Consider the following 15,101-nt stretch of genomic DNA (forward strand, 5'->3'; position numbering starts at 1 on the left):
CTAGCGGGAGGAGCGTCTTCATCACTATCTGCCGGCAAACAGCTTGGGGATCTCACGCAGACACCAGGACTTCGCTTCGCCCATACTGTCCCGTCGCCAGGCCATGATAATGTCAATTTCATTGGTGTATTCCGGGCTGACGACCCGCAGGCGACCTTCGGCAATATCCTTCTCCACCAGCGGATAGGGCATAGTCGCCACGCCCAGTCCGGCCAGTAGCGCCTGACGTTTATCTTCTATCGTACTCACCGTTAAACGCGGCTGTTTATCCAGCAGTTGAACGGTGAGGACGGGCCGCTCGCGCGCGGTATCCGCCACCGCGACGCCGCGGTATTTCACGCGGGTAACCTCAGAGAGCGGCTCCGGCTCCTGATGGATCGGGTGATCCGGCGCCGCGACGTACACACTGAGCACCGAATAGAGTTTGCGCGAGTTAATCTCCGAAGAGGAACGAAAATGCATATCCGGTGCGACAACGATATCCGCCCGCCCCTGCTCCAGCCGCTCCCAGGCGCCGGCCAGCACCTCAGTGATAATCGACAGCTGGGTGTTTGATTTAGTCGCCAGTTTCTCAATCAGCGGAAACAGATCCGGAGTGGGCACCAGCGCTTCGGTAACGATCGTCAGGTGGGTTTCCCAACCACGCGACAGGGCTTCAGCATCGGTGGTGAGTTTATCCGCCGTTTCAAGCAGCACGCGCCCGCGCTCCAGCAGCATTCTTCCAACGTTAGTGAACTTCGTGCGATGACCTGAGCGGTCAAACAGCACCACGTCTAGTTCCTCCTCCAGTTTTTGCATGGTGTAGCTCAGGGCGGAAGGCACGCGTCCCAGCTCATCAGCTGCGGCAGCGAAGCTTCCGCGCCGGTCGATCGCATCCATCACGCGTAACGCTTCCAGCGTTAATGCTCTCTCTTTGGCCATCGCTTTCTCATTCAGGAAATTTGAACATACCGGGCAGAATATCTGGCTAACAATACAGCGTCCATACCTTTACCATTGATTTAGTGTAAAGAGAGGTCAAGAACATGATTACTACCCGAACAGCCAAACAATGCGGACAAGCAGACTTCGGCTGGCTGCAGGCCCGCTACACCTTCTCCTTTGGCCACTACTTCGACCCGAAATTACTGGGCTTCGCATCCTTGCGCGTCCTCAACCAGGAAGTGCTGGCGCCCGGCGCTTCCTTCCAGGCCAGAACGTACCCAAAAGTCGATATCCTGAACCTGATTCTGGAAGGCGAAGCGGAGTATCGCGACAGCGACGGCAACCACGTGCAGGCCAAAGCCGGTGAAGCGCTGCTGATCGCCACCCAGCCTGGCGTGAGCTATAGCGAGCATAATCTGAGTAAAGAGCAGTCGTTAACGCGAATGCAACTTTGGCTTGATGCCTGCCCGCAGCGGGAAAACCCGCTGCAGCAGAAAATCAATGTCGCAGACGCGACGCTGCAGCTGCTGGCCTCTCCGGAGGGCGGGGATAACAGCCTCCAGCTTCGCCAACAGGCCTGGGTCTACCATATCGCGCTGGAGAAAGGTGAGCAGATCAACGTGCAATTACATGGTCCACGCGCCTATCTGCAGTCGATTCACGGCTCCGTCCATGCCGTCGCACAGGAACAGCAAAAGCAGGCTCTCACCTGCGGTGACGGCGCATTTATTCGTGACGAAGCTAACATTACCCTCGTCGCCGATACGCCGCTGCGCGCTTTGCTGATAGATTTACCGGTGTAACAACGGAAGTGATGGAGTCTGTCAGTGAGTAAGAAGAAAAACAGAAAAAAGGCGTCACCAACGCCGTTAGCCCCGGTGCAACCGCAAGTCGCCGGGGCCGCCAGCTTTGGTTATGATGAGATGCTTAGCGAACTGGAAGCCATTGTTGCCGAAGCGGAGATCCGCCTGCGGGATGAAGAAAGTCTCGCCTGAAACGGCAAAATGGCTGGGTTGATTTTCATTAATGGCCTGAAGAAGATATCGGCCCCGCGAGGGGCCGATGGCATTATTCACTCAGCGCGTCGGCAAGATCTTTTTTCACCTGCGTGCGCTGCTCCGGCGTCAGTACCTTATTCACCTCAAAATAGTACTTCACGCGGTAATAACGCACCTGCTGATCAATCTTGCTGAAGGCCGCCAGCTGATCGTTGACCGCTTTTTCATCCCATTTACCGGAATCAATCACGTTTATCAGAGCCCCGTCTTTAATTTCCTGTTGGGAAATCTGCTGGACATTACTCTCCAACTGCTGATGCAGGCTTTTAATTTTCGCAACCTGATCGTTGGTAAGTTTTAAGTGCTGAACAATAGGATCCTGCGCCGGTGCTGGCGCCGCCTTAACGTCTGCGGCCTGAGCCGTGATAGAGAAACCGGTGGTCAACAGCGTGGCAAAGGCAATACGGGTTATCAATTTCATTTTTTTTCCTGAAGTAAAGGTGGCAGAAATAGCGGATTATTATTTTACAGGGCGCAGTGAATAAATGTAAAAAATGATAGCCAAACATTATATATATCCACAGCACTAATATACTTCACTAAAACATATAAAATATGAATACCGTGTTAACTTATATAGTTGACGCCCTAACATCACCAGGTTTTATTTTAATTTCAACAGCAAGCAAAATATTTGACAGCGGTGACTTTTCCTTTAATTTAATTAGCGCATATTACGTTATCCAGCGCATCAAGGATATCATTTAAAAATAGATAAGGAGATTGAGATGTTATTACGTTTTCGCGTATTACCGCTGGTTTTTGTCATCTCGCTGTTAAGCGGCTGCGGCCTGGCTTCTAAAGCCTTTTATTCCGCGGGAGACAAATTATTTCAACCCGGAGATGACGCCGTCGCTTCGATGCAGACGTATTCAGTGGCTCAGTTCCTGCAGCCGTTTACTCTCAACCCGGCGAAGGCCAGCAGCGATTATCTGGGTAAATGGGTCAAGGTACGCGGGGTGATTGTCGACATTCGTCGGAAGAGCGGTATCGCCGGCAGCTACTATTTTATCGTGACCATGCGAGATGAACAGAATAAAACGGATAAACGTCTTACCTTTAATTTTGGCTCGCATAACAGCGCAGACGTAGAGGCTTTAAGCAACGGCAGCGTCGCTACGATCGTCGGCCAGGTTCATCAGGTGCAAGATTCCACGATCCCGACGCTACAGAATCCTAAGGTGGTTAAATAACGGTAGCTGACCGAGAAGCCGCCTTCTTTTGGTATAGCGTCGTGGACAGTTATTCATCCGCGTCACGGGTTCAGATAGCAAAAACCCCGCCGAAGCGGGGTTTTGACATAAAAAGGTGAAACTGACCGATAAGCCGCGTTCTTTTGGTATAGCGTCGTGGACAGTCATTCATCCTTTCTCCGCTATTCGAATAGCAAAAACCCCGCCGAAGCGGGGTTTTGACATAAAAAGGTGAAACTGACCGATAAGCCGCCTTCTTTTGGTATAGCGTCGTGGACAGTTATTCATCCGCGTCACGGGTTCAGATAGCAAAAACCCCGCCGAAGCGGGGTTTTGACATAAAAAAGGTGAAACTGACCGATAAGCCGCGTTCTTTTGGTATAGCGTCGTGGACAGTCATTCATCCTTTCTCCGCTATTCGAATAGCAAAAACCCCGCCGGAGCGGGGTTTTTGCGTAAAAGGTGAAACTGACCGATAAGCCGGGTTCTGTCGTGGACAGTCATTCATCTAGGCCAGCAATCGCTCACTGGCTCAAGCAGCCTACCCGGGTTCAGTACGGGCCGTACCTTATGAACCCCTATTTGGCCTTGCTCCGGGTGGAGTTTACCGTGCCGCGGACTGTTACCAGCCGCGCGGTGCGCTCTTACCGCACCCTTTCACCCTTACCTGATCCCGCTTGCGCGGGCCATCGGCGGTTTGCTCTCTGTTGCACTGGTCGTGGGCTGTGACACCCCCCAGGCGTTACCTGGCACCTTGCCCTATGGAGCCCGGACTTTCCTCCCCTCCGCCCGTCTCCCCCCGAAGGAGGACGACGACGAAGCGGCGACTGTCTGGTCAGCTTCGGCGCGCAGTATAGAGGGTTTACCGCCCGTTGTCATCCCTCAGTGGTCATCCCAACCTGCAGGGTGGCAGCAATATTACGCGACGCGCGGTAAATATTATCAAACGCCCCGCGAAATGCCTCTTCCAGCGTCGAAACGGAAGTTAACACGCTGAATACGGCATCGATACCGTGCTGGTGAACCACGCCGACATCGTGAGTCAGGCTGCCAGCAATACCGATCACCGGCTTACGGTATTTCTTCGCCACCCGGGCCACCCCCACCGGCACCTTACCGTGAACAGACTGGCTATCGAGCCGCCCTTCCCCGGTGACCACCAGTGAGCAGTCATGGATTTGTTCTTCCAGCTTCAGCGCCTCGGTAACGATCTCAATCCCGCTGCGCAGCTCCGCATTGAGAAAGGCCATCAGCGCCGCACCCATGCCGCCGGCCGCTCCCGCGCCGGGGATCGACTTCACGTCCACCTGCAGCGACGTCTTAATGACGTCGGCATAATGCGCCAGATTACGATCCAGCTCGACGATCATCGCCTCGGTCGCCCCTTTCTGTGGGCCAAAGATCCGCGACGCCCCACGCTCGCCTACCAGCGGATTGGTAACATCGCAGGCCACGTGGATCATCCTGTCACGTAAGCGCGGATCGATGGCGGAAAGATCGATCCGGCTCAGACGGCTCAAACTGCCCCCGCCATGGCCGATCTCTTGTCCCTCGGCGTCACAGAGGCGGGCGCCTAGCGCCTGCATCATACCCGCCCCACCGTCGTTGGTCGCACTACCGCCGATGCCGATAATGATCCGTTCCGCACCATGCTCCAGCGCCTGTAATATTAGCTCCCCGGTACCCCGTGAAGTGGTGATGAGCGGGTTACGTTTGTCGGGCGGAACGAGCCCCAGACCGCTGGCTGCCGCCATCTCAATAAACGCGGTGACGCCGTCGCCGGACATGCCCCAGCAGGCCTTCACTCTCTCACCCAGCGGACCCGTTACCCATGCGAAATGTTCCTTTCCCTGGGTGGCGGCAATCATGGCTTCCACCGTCCCCTCGCCGCCGTCGGCGACGGGCAGGGAAACATACTGTGCATCAGGGAAAATTTCCCGAAATCCTTTTTCTATCGCCTGAGCTACCTCGCTGGCAGAAAGGCTTTCTTTGTAAGAGTCTGGGGCAATGACGATTTTCATAATTTTGTAGCCTGACAGTGCCGCGCAAGGCAAGCATAACAGGGCGCGCAGGGCGCCCTTCTTGTTAGCGAGTGACTTCCACTTTCGCCAGTTTTTCGTAATAGCACGCCAGCGCGCTATGGTCTGCAGTGCCGAGACCGTCCGCGCGCAGCGCCTGCATCATCTCCATCACCGCCGCCGTCAGCGGCAGTTGGGCGCCCACGCCGTGTGAGGTATCCAACGCATTGGCCAGATCTTTAATATGCAGGTCGATACGGAAACCCGGTTTGAAGTTACGGTCCATCACCATCGGGGCTTTCGCATCCAGCACGGTACTGCCCGCCAGACCGCCGCGAATAGCCTGATAAACCAGATCCGGATTGACGCCGGCTTTAGTCGCCAGGGTCAGCGCTTCAGACATCGCCGCGATGTTCAGCGCGACAATCACCTGGTTAGCCAGTTTGGTGACGTTGCCCGCGCCAATATCGCCGGTATGCACTACGGAGCCGGCCATCGCTTTCATCAGATCGTAGTATTTATCGAAGATCGCTTTATCGCCGCCGACCATGACCGACAGCGTGCCGTCGATGGCTTTCGGTTCGCCGCCGCTCACCGGCGCATCCAGCATATCAATACCTTTGGCTTTCAGCGCTTCGCTGATTTCCCGACTCGCCAGCGGCGCAATGGAGCTCATATCGATCACTACGGTGCCCGGTTTCGCCCCTTCAATAATGCCGTTTTCACCCAGCGCCACCTCTTTAACATGCGGAGAGTTCGGCAGCATGGTGATGATCACCTCGCACTGTTCGGCAATCGCTTTCGGCGTCGTCGCGGTCTCAGCGCCAGCGGCGATCACGTCGGCAATCGCTTCCGGGTTACGGTCAGACACCACCAGCGAGTAACCAGCTTTCAGCAAATTTTTGCTCATCGGTTTGCCCATAATGCCAAGACCGATAAAACCTACTTTGATTGTCATAATGTTCTCTCTCTTCATCCTGGTGATTATTTTTTAAACGCGTCGGCAAGTTTCTGGGTTGCAGAACGGAAGACGCCCAGATCGCTGCCAACGGCGACGAAGGTCGCGCCCCATTCCAGATAGCGGCGCGCATCGGCTTCCACTGGCGCCAGAATGCCGCTTGGCTTACCGTGCTTCTTCGCGCTGGCGAAGATATGTTGGATAGCGCGCTGCACCTCAGGATGGGCGGCATTGCCCAAATGGCCTAAGGCGGCGGCCAGGTCGCTCGGGCCGACAAACACACCGTCCACGCCCTCGGTCGCGGCAATCGCCTCGACGTTGTCCACTCCGGTCTGGCTCTCAATCTGCACCAGAATGGAAATGTTCTTGTTGGACTGGGCGAAATAGTCCGGCACGGTGCCAAACATATTGCCGCGGTGGGAAACGGAGACCCCGCGGATCCCTTCCGGCGGATAACGGGTCGAAGCCACCGCCTGCGCCGCCTGTTCAGCCGTCTCGACAAACGGCACCAGGAAGTTATAGAAGCCGATGTCCAGCATGCGCTTGATGATGATGGGTTCATTGGTCGGCACACGGACTACCTGCGCGCTGGAGCTACCTTTCAGGGCCATCAGCTGCGGAATGAGCGTGGTGACGTCGTTTGGCGCGTGTTCCGCGTCCAGCACCAGCCAGTCGAACCCCGCCAGACCCAGCACCTCGGTGCTAATCGGGTTAGCCAAAGCGCACCAGCAGCCAATCTGCACCTGATGCGCCGCCAGCGCGGCCTTAAATTTGTTCGGAAAAATTGCGTTATCCATGATTTTTACCTTGCGTTAATCGTTGCTTACTTCTGCAATTCCATACGTTTGATATCGCCAACCACAAACAGGTAGCAGACCATCATCATCAGCGCGGAGCCGCCAACAAAAATCAGTGCGCCATTAAATGAGTGCAGTTCGCTCACGATGTAGCCAATAACCAGCGGCGTGGCGATCGAGGCCACATTGCCAAAGACGTTGAATACCCCGCCGCACAGGCCAACAATCTCCTTCGGCGCGACATCCGAGATGACCGGCCAGCCCAGCGCGCCAAAGCCTTTGCCAAAGAACGCCAGCGCCATCAGCGTAATGACCAGCGGCGTGCTGGCCGTGTAGTTACACAGGATGATGGACGACGCCAGCAGCATTCCCAGCACAATGGGCAGCTTACGCGCAAAAGTCAGCGTGCAGCCGCGGCCAATCAGATAATCCGAAAACAGCCCGCCCAGTACGCCGCCAGCAAAGCCAAACAGCGCCGGAATCGAAGCCACAAACCCCACTTTCAGAATCGACATTCCCTTGTCCTGCACGAGGTAGATCGGAAACCACGTCAGGAAGAACCATGTAATGGTATTCAGGAAATACTGACCGAAAAATACGCCTAACATCATTCGGTTAGTCAGCAACTGGCGGATATAGTCCATCTTCGGCCCGGCCGCCGGGGTGGCCTCTTTTTTATGGTCCATATCGACCACTGCGCCGCCTTCTGAGATATATTTCAGCTCCGCGGCCGACATTCGCGGATGATCGGTGGGGTTATGCACAAACTTCACCCAGATGATGGTGAGCACAAACCCTATTATCCCCATCACGGTAAAGACATGTTCCCAGCCCAGCGCGAAGGTCAGCCAGCCGAGCAGCGGCGAGAACAGAGCCAGCGAGAAGTACTGAGCGGCATTAAAGATAGCTGAAGCCGTACCCCGCTCTTTGGCCGGAAACCAGGCCGCCACAATGCGGGCGTTGGCGGGAAACGAGGGCGCTTCGGAAAAGCCCAGCATAAAACGCATAAAGAACATGGAGACCCCGGCCCAGGCGAGCGGGAACACATCAATAAAGCCTTGCAGGAAGGTAAACAGTGACCAGAAAAACAGACTGTATGAGTAAACCTTTTTCGAGCCAAATTTATCCAGCAGCCAGCCGCCAGGGATCTGCATCAGCAGATAAGCCCAGCCGAAGGCGGAAAAAATGTATCCCATCGACACCGCGCTGAGCCCCAGCTCTTTCGCGACTTCAGTACCGGCGATAGACAAGGTCGCGCGGTCGCCATAGTTCACTGCCGTCACCACAAATATCATCAACAGCATTAAATAGCGGGTCGGTATTCCTTTTTTTTCATCTAATGTAGAATCCAAAATCATTTAGACATTCCTCGGGCACAGAACACCTTTTATAATTGTTTTAAGTGGTTTCTGATTTATTTAAAAGACGATATTGAAATTGTCTATTCGCATATCGATCACCTCAAAAACATGACTCAGTATAATCAGCACGCCCCCGCCAGACACTATGCATACCCACAATATAAAGTTATTATTTAAATCCATAATTGTGCTTATGCCATAAGTCATGGGCGCTAATCCACACTTCTTACGATTGCCTGCCCTGCAGAGGTTAGCGTCATAAAAAGGAGTGATGCCGATCACATTTTAAAATCAACTCAGCTGACATCCTTTATTCCATCATACTGATACGTAGCAAATGAATTAGCGTTTTATTTTATTATTAGCACCTGTTTGGAGATGACTGGACAATGGCTGACATTGCAATTCGACAACAATCGCCGACCGCGTTTTATATTAAAGTTGACCCGACAGATAATGTGGCGATTATTGTCAACGATCGCGGCTTAACCGCCGGAACGCGTTTCCCGGACGGCCTGACGCTCGTCGAGCATATCCCGCAGGGTCACAAAGTTGCCCTGGTGGATATCCCCGCCCATGGTGAAATCATCCGCTACGGCGAAGTCATTGGCTATGCCGTACGCGATATCCCGCAGGGAAGCTGGATTGACGAGTCGCTGGTGGAGCTGCCCACCGCCCCGCCGCTGAATACCCTGCCGCTGGCCACTAAAGTGCCTGAACCGCTACCGCCGCTGGAAGGTTACACCTTCGAAGGCTACCGCAATGCTGACGGCAGCGTGGGTACCAAGAATCTGCTGGGTATTACCACCAGCGTGCACTGCGTCGCTGGCGTGGTCGATTACGTGGTGAAAATCATTGAACGCGACCTGCTGCCAAACTATCCCAACGTCGATGGCGTGGTGGGCCTGAATCATCTCTACGGCTGCGGCGTGGCGATTAATGCGCCGGCGGCGGTAGTGCCGATTCGCACCATTCATAATATCGCCCTCAACCCAAACTTCGGCGGCGAGGTGATGGTCATTGGCCTCGGCTGTGAGAAGCTGCAGCCGGAACGCCTGCTGCAGGGCACGGAAGACGTCAAAAGTATCCCGGTGGACAGCGCCAGCATCGTCAGCCTGCAGGATGAAAAGCATGTTGGTTTTAAATCGATGGTCGATGACATTCTGCAGGTCGCCGAGCGCCACCTGGCGAAACTGAACCAGCGCCAGCGGGAAACCTGCCCGGCCTCTGAGCTGGTGGTCGGGATGCAGTGCGGCGGCAGCGACGCCTTTTCAGGCGTGACCGCCAACCCGGCGGTAGGTTACGCGTCCGACCTGCTGGTGCGCTGCGGGGCGACGGTGATGTTCTCGGAAGTGACCGAAGTACGCGACGCCATTCATCTGTTGACCCCGCGGGCGATTAACGAAGAGGTCGGTAAACGTCTGCTGGAAGAGATGGCCTGGTACGATAACTATCTTGATATGGGCAAAACCGACCGCAGCGCTAACCCCTCCCCCGGCAACAAGAAAGGCGGTCTGGCCAACGTGGTGGAAAAAGCGCTGGGGTCGATTGCCAAATCAGGGAAAAGCGCCATCGTTGAGGTGCTCTCTCCGGGGCAGCGTCCGACCAAACGCGGCCTCATTTACGCCGCAACCCCCGCCAGCGATTTTGTCTGCGGCACCCAGCAGGTAGCCTCTGGCATCACGGTGCAGGTATTCACCACCGGTCGCGGTACGCCGTACGGGCTGATGGCGGTACCGGTGATAAAAATGGCGACCCGTACCGAGCTGGCCAACCGCTGGTATGACTTAATGGACATTAACGCCGGGACCATCGCCACTGGCGAAGAGACGATTGAGGATGTCGGGCGGAAGCTGTTCGAATTTATTCTCGACGTCGCCAGCGGACGCAAAAAAACCTTCTCCGATCAATGGGGCCTGCACAACCAGCTGGCGGTATTTAACCCGGCGCCGGTAACCTGATCGAGAGCGTAAGGATTTAACCACTTTTAGCCCGGATCTATCCGGGCTTGTTGGTTAGGGATGCTGGGCGGCAAGAAAAGCGATTCTGCCCTTTTCTTCCGACATTTTTTCCGACATTTCTTCCGACATGTGGGAGGACGCTCAAGCAGCTCTTCACTATCTGAAGGGCTGCTTGCCAGGCTTCAATTGGGTTTACAGGATCACTCCCCCTGCTGCTCCAGGGCGTACTTATACAACGCATTTTTCTTCACGCCGTGGATTTCCGCGGCCAGCGCGGCGGCTTTCTTCAGCGGCAGCTCCGCCTGCAGCAGCGCCAGAGTACGCAGCGCGGCCGCCGGCAGCGCCTCTTCCTGAGCCTTGAAACCTTCGACGATCAGCACCATCTCGCCTTTGCGACGGTTTTCATCTTCCTTCACCCACGCCACCAGCTCACCAATCGGCGCGCCATGGATCGACTCCCAGGTTTTGGTCAGCTCACGAGCCAGCACCACATAGCGGGATTCTCCCAGTACCGCGCAGATATCCTCCAGACTCTCCACCAGACGGTGGGTCGACTCATAGAAAATAAGGGTGCGCGGCTCTTCTTCCAGCGCTTTCAGGGTATCGCGGCGGCCTTTCGATTTCGCCGGCAGGAAGCCTTCATAACAGAAACGGTCGGAAGGCAGGCCGGCGGCGCTCAGGGCGGCGATAGCCGCACAGGGGCCCGGCAGCGGCACCACGCGAATATTCGCTTCGCGGCAGGTGCGCACCAGATGGTAACCAGGATCGTTAATCAGCGGCGTGCCGGCATCGGAAACCAGCGCGATGTTTTGCCCTTCTTTCAGTTTGGCAAGCAGGGTTTCCGCCTTTTGCTGCTCATTATGGTCGTGAAGCGCAAACAAACGGGCGTTTATCGCAAAATGTTGCAGCAGCAAACCGGTATGACGGGTATCTTCCGCTGCAATTAAATCAACGGCTTGCAGCACTTCCAGTGCACGCTGCGTGATATCAGACAGATTTCCTATCGGAGTGGGCACAATATAGAGCTGCCCCTGAGAATTATCCGCTGATTCGTGTTGTTTCATTGTCTCGTCCGTATTGCCGATTTAATATTGAGCATTGAGCCAAAAAAATATCACTGGACACTTATGGTACCGTCAACATTTCTTCGTTCTAAGCCCGCGCGCTGCCTGCCCGTATTGCTGGCGACTCTTATTTTTGCTGGCTGCGGCACCCACACGCAGGATCAAAGCGCGGCGTTTATGCAGGGTACGTCGCAGGCCAACTCCAGTTTCTACTTACAGCAGATGCAGCAAAGCACGAATGATAGCAAGACCAACTGGCAATTACTCGCCATTCGTGCACTACTGCAGGAAGGGAAGAAGCAGCAGGCTATCGACCTGTTTAACCAGCTGCCGGCGAACCTGAACAGCACTCAGGCCCGTGAACAGTCACTGCTGGCGGTGGAAGTGAAGCTGGCGCAGAACGATTATCAGGCCGCCCGTAATCTGCTGGCTAAGATCGATCCGACAAACCTTGAGCAGCCTCAGCAGGCGCGCTACTGGCAGGCGCAAATCGATGCCAGCCAGGGCAAACCATCGCTGACCCTGCTGCGCGCCTTAATCGCCCAGCAGCCGCTGCTGAGTGACGCCAAACAGCGTCAGAAAAATATTGATGCGACCTGGCAAGCGCTCACCTCGATGCCCCAGGACCAGGCCAATGCGCTGGTGATCAACGCCGATGAAAATATCCTCCAGGGCTGGCTGGATCTGCAGCGGATGTGGTTTGACAACCGCAACGATCCGACGCTACTGAAAGCGGGCGTTAAAGACTGGCAGACGCGCTATCCGCAAAACCCGGGCGCTAAAATGCTGCCGACGGCGCTTGTGAATATGCAAAACTATAAGCCTGCGTCCATCAACAAGATTGCGCTTTTTCTGCCGCTGAACGGTCAGGCGTCGATCTTCGGCCGCACTATCCAGCAGGGCTTTGAAGCCGCTAAAAACGGCGCGCCGTCGGTGACGGGCAGCGCGGTTCCCGCCCAGGTCGCCCAGGCGGCGAATGTCTCCGGTAATGATGATGTGGTGAGTCCGTCGCAGGCAGAAATCAGCGATCTTACCGCCACCGGAAGCCGCGCTGATCCGGTTCAGGCCCCGACGCAGGACCAGGCAGCGCCTGCTGCGGAACCGGCAGCCCAGGCGCCGGCAACATCCGCCACGCCGCAGACTACCGCTTCCCCGGCCACCCAGCCGGTTACCGCGCCGGCCGCACAGCCGCAGCCCGTGGTCGCAACCGCCGCTAACCCTTCTGCGGAACTGAAAATTTACGACACCACCAGCCAGCCGATAAGCCAGCTGCTCGCCCAGGCGCAGCAGGATGGCGCCACCCTGGTGGTTGGGCCGTTGCTGAAAGAAAACGTTGAAGAGGTTATCAAGAGCAACACGCCGCTCAATGTGCTGGCCCTCAACCAGCCGGAAAAAGTCGAAAGCCGCGCTAACCTCTGCTATTTCGCGCTTTCTCCGGAAGACGAAGCGCGTGACGCCGCCCGACATATCCACCAACAGGGGAAACAGACCCCGCTGCTGCTGGTTCCGCGCGGCGCGCTGGGCGATCGTGTGGTTAGCGCTTTTGCCGACGAGTGGCTGAAGCTGGGCGGCGCCAGCGTCCTGCAGCAGCGTTTTGGATCCACGGCCGAGCTGCGCGCCGGCGTGAACGGCGGCGGGGGCATTGCGCTGAGCGGCACCCCGGTCTCCACCCTGCCATCAGCGCAGAACAGCATCCTCGGCAGTGCGGATGAGATGCCGGTAAGCAGCGGCGGCAGCGTCGATGCGGCCTATATCCTCGCCACCCCGGAACAGATTGCCTATATCAAACCGATGATCGCCATGCGCAACGGCAGCCAGAGCAATGTCACCCTGTACGCCAGCTCGCGCAGCGCCCAGGGCACCGCGGGGCCGGATTTCCGTCTGGAGATGGAAGGCTTGCAGTATAGTGAGATCCCAATGCTGGCCGGCAGCAATCCGTCGCTAATGCAGCAGGCGCTGTCCGCGGTGCGTAATGACTACTCGCTGGCGCGTCTGTATGCCATGGGCGCTGACGCCTGGTCACTGGCAAATCACTTCACGCAAATGCGCCAGACGCCTGGCTTCGAGCTGAACGGCAATACCGGCGATCTGACGGCCAACCAGGATTGCGTGATTAACAGGAAACTGTCATGGCTCAAGTACCAGCAGGGAAAAATCGTTCCGGCCAGCTAAGCAAACAGACCGGCGATGCCTGGGAAAACCAGGCTCGCCGCTGGCTGGAAGGCCAGGGCCTGCGTTTTATCGCCGCCAATGCCCGCGAGCGTGGCGGCGAAATTGACCTTATCATGCGCGACGGCACGGTCACCGTTTTTATCGAAGTGCGCTACCGCCGTAGCGCCCGGTACGGTGATGCGGCAGCCAGCGTCACTCCGCAAAAACAACAACGACTGCTTAAAGCCGCCCGTTTGTGGCTCTGCCGACAGAATGGGAGCTTTGAGACTGTGGATTGCCGTTTCGATGTGGTAGCCTTCACCGGAAACGACATCCAATGGCTAAAAAACGCCTTTGGCGAATAGCGTAATACCAGAAGTAAGGGATCCCGTGCTCGACAGAATCAAAGCCTGCTTTACCGAAAGCATTCAAACCCAAATTGCCGCAGCGGAAGCACTCCCGGACGCCATCTCCCGGGCGGCGATGACGCTCGTCCAGTCCCTGCTTAACGGCAACAAAATCCTCTGTTGTGGTAATGGCACCTCCGCCGCCAACGCACAGCATTTTGCTGCCAGCATGATTAATCGCTTTGAAACGGAACGCCCTGGTTTACCTGCCATTGCACTAAATACCGATAATGTGGTCTTAACCGCCATCGCTAACGATCGCTTGCATGACGAGATCTACGCCAAGCAGGTGCGCGCCCTGGGACACGCCGGCGATGTGCTGCTGGCGATCTCTACGCGCGGAAACAGTCGGGACATCGTCAAGGCGGTGGAAGCCGCCGTGACCCGCGACATGACCATCGTCGCGTTAACCGGCTATGACGGCGGTGAGCTGGCGGGCCTGTTAGGTCAACAGGATGTCGAAATCCGCATCCCCTCCCATCGCAGCGCGCGTATCCAGGAGATGCACATGCTGACCGTCAACTGTCTGTGCGATTTGATAGATAACACTCTTTTTCCACACCAGGACGATTAAGGAGAACACATGAAGGCTCTCTCGCCCCTCGCCATCCTGCTTTCTGCACTACTGCTGCAGGGCTGCGTTGCCGCCGCGGTAGTCGGAACGGCAGCAGTCGGCACCAAAGCCGCAACGGACCCGCGTACGGTGGGAACCCAGGTCGATGACAGTACCCTGGAACTGCGCGTCAATAGCGCCTTGTCGAAAGATGAACAGATTAAGAAACAGGCCCGTATCAACGTCACCGCTTATCAGGGCAAAGTCCTGCTGACCGGCCAGTCGCCGACGCCGGACCTCTCCGCGCGCGCCAAGCAAATCGCCATGGGCGTGGAAGGGACCACGGAAGTGTTTAATGAAGTGCGCCAGGGCCAGCCGATTGGTTTAGGCACCGCCTCGTCTGATACCTGGATTACCACCAAGGTGCGTTCGCAGCTCCTGAGCACCGATCAGGTCAAATCCTCGAACGTGAAAGTAACCACGGAAAACAGCGAAGTCTTCCTGATGGGACTGGTGACCGACCGCGAAGGCCGGGCGGCGGCGGATATTGCCAGCCGGGTAAGCGGCGTATCCCGGGTGACCACCGCCTTTACCTACATTAAATAAAGCTGCAGTTTCCCGGCTGGCGCTGCGCTTAGCCGGGCTACCGCCCCCTG

Annotated in this window: 15 protein-coding genes and 1 other RNA gene; 8 read left to right on the forward strand and 8 right to left on the reverse strand. The window is 56.3% G+C overall.

Annotated features, from left to right (window positions below):
* Positions 1-24 precede the first annotated feature (24 nt).
* Complete coding sequence (locus KHQ28_RS12840) at positions 25-921, reverse strand: LysR family transcriptional regulator (protein ID WP_211777615.1); 897 nt, start codon at positions 919-921, stop codon at positions 25-27.
* A gap of 104 nt (positions 922-1,025) precedes the next feature.
* Between KHQ28_RS12840 and KHQ28_RS12845 the strand changes: the two genes are divergently transcribed.
* Positions 1,026-1,727, forward strand: a complete 702-nt coding sequence (locus tag KHQ28_RS12845; protein WP_002917925.1) for a pirin family protein — start codon at positions 1,026-1,028, stop codon at positions 1,725-1,727.
* Between the two features lie 24 nt (positions 1,728-1,751).
* Positions 1,752-1,919, forward strand: coding sequence for a hypothetical protein (locus KHQ28_RS12850; protein WP_002917926.1), 168 nt, complete (start codon positions 1,752-1,754; stop codon positions 1,917-1,919).
* 73 nt (positions 1,920-1,992) lie between these two features.
* Here KHQ28_RS12850 and KHQ28_RS12855 read toward each other — a convergent pair whose 3' ends face one another.
* Complete coding sequence (locus KHQ28_RS12855; protein ID WP_004149907.1) at positions 1,993-2,403, reverse strand: Spy/CpxP family protein refolding chaperone; 411 nt, start codon at positions 2,401-2,403, stop codon at positions 1,993-1,995.
* A 307-nt stretch (positions 2,404-2,710) separates the two neighbouring features.
* On the opposite strand from KHQ28_RS12855, the gene KHQ28_RS12860 reads away from it, so the two are divergent.
* Positions 2,711-3,175 carry an OB-fold putative lipoprotein gene (locus KHQ28_RS12860; protein WP_004150939.1) on the forward strand — a complete coding sequence of 155 codons (465 nt, stop codon included), beginning with the start codon at positions 2,711-2,713 and terminating at the stop codon, positions 3,173-3,175.
* 460 nt (positions 3,176-3,635) lie between these two features.
* Here the strand turns inward: KHQ28_RS12860 and rnpB are convergent.
* The 5 genes from rnpB to KHQ28_RS12885 form a co-directional block, all read right to left on the reverse strand.
* An RNA gene (gene rnpB, locus KHQ28_RS12865) (RNase P RNA component class A) lies at positions 3,636-4,018 on the reverse strand.
* Between the two features lie 32 nt (positions 4,019-4,050).
* Positions 4,051-5,196 carry a glycerate 2-kinase gene (gene garK / locus KHQ28_RS12870; RefSeq protein ID WP_004149910.1) on the reverse strand — a complete coding sequence of 382 codons (1,146 nt, stop codon included), beginning with the start codon at positions 5,194-5,196 and terminating at the stop codon, positions 4,051-4,053.
* 64 nt (positions 5,197-5,260) lie between these two features.
* Complete coding sequence (gene garR / locus KHQ28_RS12875) at positions 5,261-6,151, reverse strand: 2-hydroxy-3-oxopropionate reductase (protein ID WP_002917952.1); 891 nt, start codon at positions 6,149-6,151, stop codon at positions 5,261-5,263.
* Positions 6,152-6,177: 26 nt separating this feature from the next.
* Positions 6,178-6,948, reverse strand: a complete 771-nt coding sequence (gene garL, locus KHQ28_RS12880) for a 2-dehydro-3-deoxyglucarate aldolase (RefSeq protein ID WP_002917954.1) — start codon at positions 6,946-6,948, stop codon at positions 6,178-6,180.
* Between the two features lie 26 nt (positions 6,949-6,974).
* Complete coding sequence (locus KHQ28_RS12885; protein WP_032418341.1) at positions 6,975-8,306, reverse strand: MFS transporter; 1,332 nt, start codon at positions 8,304-8,306, stop codon at positions 6,975-6,977.
* Positions 8,307-8,698: 392 nt separating this feature from the next.
* Between KHQ28_RS12885 and garD the strand changes: the two genes are divergently transcribed.
* Positions 8,699-10,270 carry a galactarate dehydratase gene (gene garD / locus KHQ28_RS12890; RefSeq protein ID WP_002917960.1) on the forward strand — a complete coding sequence of 524 codons (1,572 nt, stop codon included), beginning with the start codon at positions 8,699-8,701 and terminating at the stop codon, positions 10,268-10,270.
* A gap of 200 nt (positions 10,271-10,470) precedes the next feature.
* Here garD and rsmI read toward each other — a convergent pair whose 3' ends face one another.
* Positions 10,471-11,334 carry a 16S rRNA (cytidine(1402)-2'-O)-methyltransferase gene (gene rsmI / locus KHQ28_RS12895; protein WP_004144878.1) on the reverse strand — a complete coding sequence of 288 codons (864 nt, stop codon included), beginning with the start codon at positions 11,332-11,334 and terminating at the stop codon, positions 10,471-10,473.
* 63 nt (positions 11,335-11,397) lie between these two features.
* Between rsmI and KHQ28_RS12900 the strand changes: the two genes are divergently transcribed.
* From KHQ28_RS12900 to dolP, 4 genes are read left to right on the forward strand one after another with little or no spacing between them, the layout of a single operon-like run.
* Positions 11,398-13,506, forward strand: coding sequence for a penicillin-binding protein activator (locus tag KHQ28_RS12900; protein ID WP_014906877.1), 2,109 nt, complete (start codon positions 11,398-11,400; stop codon positions 13,504-13,506).
* Positions 13,464-13,850: a YraN family protein gene (locus KHQ28_RS12905; RefSeq protein WP_002918206.1), complete on the forward strand. Its 387-nt coding sequence runs from the start codon at positions 13,464-13,466 to the stop codon at positions 13,848-13,850. Before KHQ28_RS12900 ends, KHQ28_RS12905 begins: the two co-directional genes overlap by 43 nt.
* 25 nt (positions 13,851-13,875) lie before the next feature.
* Complete coding sequence (gene diaA / locus KHQ28_RS12910; protein WP_002918211.1) at positions 13,876-14,466, forward strand: DnaA initiator-associating protein DiaA; 591 nt, start codon at positions 13,876-13,878, stop codon at positions 14,464-14,466.
* A 9-nt stretch (positions 14,467-14,475) separates the two neighbouring features.
* Complete coding sequence (gene dolP, locus KHQ28_RS12915) at positions 14,476-15,051, forward strand: division/outer membrane stress-associated lipid-binding lipoprotein (RefSeq protein WP_002918214.1); 576 nt, start codon at positions 14,476-14,478, stop codon at positions 15,049-15,051.
* The last annotated feature ends 50 nt before the right edge of the window (positions 15,052-15,101 follow it).

Origin of the sequence: Klebsiella sp. 28, assembly GCF_018223905.1 — a bacterium.
GTDB classification, from domain to species: Bacteria; Pseudomonadota; Gammaproteobacteria; order Enterobacterales; family Enterobacteriaceae; genus Klebsiella; species Klebsiella pneumoniae.

What these genes read in the sequence shown, in the direction of transcription:
- KHQ28_RS12840 (WP_211777615.1), bottom strand. Translation starts at nt 921, where the DNA reads ATGGCCAAAGAGAGAGCATTAACGCTGGAAGCGTTACGCGTGATGGAT.
- KHQ28_RS12845 (WP_002917925.1), top strand. Translation starts at nt 1,026, where the DNA reads ATGATTACTACCCGAACAGCCAAACAATGCGGACAAGCAGACTTCGGC.
- KHQ28_RS12855 (WP_004149907.1), bottom strand. Translation starts at nt 2,403, where the DNA reads ATGAAATTGATAACCCGTATTGCCTTTGCCACGCTGTTGACCACCGGT.
- KHQ28_RS12860 (WP_004150939.1), top strand. Translation starts at nt 2,711, where the DNA reads ATGTTATTACGTTTTCGCGTATTACCGCTGGTTTTTGTCATCTCGCTG.
- garK (WP_004149910.1), bottom strand. Translation starts at nt 5,196, where the DNA reads ATGAAAATCGTCATTGCCCCAGACTCTTACAAAGAAAGCCTTTCTGCC.
- garR (WP_002917952.1), bottom strand. Translation starts at nt 6,151, where the DNA reads ATGACAATCAAAGTAGGTTTTATCGGTCTTGGCATTATGGGCAAACCG.
- garL (WP_002917954.1), bottom strand. Translation starts at nt 6,948, where the DNA reads ATGGATAACGCAATTTTTCCGAACAAATTTAAGGCCGCGCTGGCGGCG.
- KHQ28_RS12885 (WP_032418341.1), bottom strand. Translation starts at nt 8,306, where the DNA reads ATGATTTTGGATTCTACATTAGATGAAAAAAAAGGAATACCGACCCGC.
- garD (WP_002917960.1), top strand. Translation starts at nt 8,699, where the DNA reads ATGGCTGACATTGCAATTCGACAACAATCGCCGACCGCGTTTTATATT.
- rsmI (WP_004144878.1), bottom strand. Translation starts at nt 11,334, where the DNA reads ATGAAACAACACGAATCAGCGGATAATTCTCAGGGGCAGCTCTATATT.
- KHQ28_RS12900 (WP_014906877.1), top strand. Translation starts at nt 11,398, where the DNA reads ATGGTACCGTCAACATTTCTTCGTTCTAAGCCCGCGCGCTGCCTGCCC.
- KHQ28_RS12905 (WP_002918206.1), top strand. Translation starts at nt 13,464, where the DNA reads ATGGCTCAAGTACCAGCAGGGAAAAATCGTTCCGGCCAGCTAAGCAAA.
- dolP (WP_002918214.1), top strand. Translation starts at nt 14,476, where the DNA reads ATGAAGGCTCTCTCGCCCCTCGCCATCCTGCTTTCTGCACTACTGCTG.